The following is a 291-nucleotide window of genomic DNA, read 5'->3' on the forward strand; positions in this document are numbered from 1 at the left end:
TATGGAGAGCTGTCCGAGTGGCCGAAGGAGCACGATTGGAAATCGTGTAGGCGGGTAACCCTGTCTCAAGGGTTCAAATCCCTTGCTCTCCGCCATTATCACTCAACATAATATGGCCCATTGGTCAAGCGGTTAAGACACCGCCCTTTCACGGCGGTAACACGGGTTCGAATCCCGTATGGGTCACCATTTTAAATATACCAATTATGGAGGATTAGCTCAGCTGGGAGAGCATCTGCCTTACAAGCAGAGGGTCGGCGGTTCGATCCCGTCATCCTCCACCATAAAATC

General features: G+C 51.2%; 3 tRNA genes. All 3 read left to right on the forward strand.

Annotated features, from left to right (window positions below):
- Nucleotides 1–3 precede the first annotated feature (3 nt).
- Nucleotides 4–95: transfer RNA gene (locus LXM54_RS27770), tRNA-Ser, on the forward strand.
- 19 nt (nt 96–114) lie between these two features.
- Nucleotides 115–189, forward strand: a tRNA-Glu gene (locus LXM54_RS27775).
- Nucleotides 190–208: 19 nt separating this feature from the next.
- Nucleotides 209–284, forward strand: a tRNA-Val gene (locus LXM54_RS27780).
- Nucleotides 285–291 lie beyond the last annotated feature (7 nt).

Origin of the sequence: Bacillus sp. Au-Bac7 (assembly GCF_021341655.1) — a bacterium.
Lineage (GTDB): Bacteria > Bacillota > Bacilli > Bacillales > Cytobacillaceae > Niallia.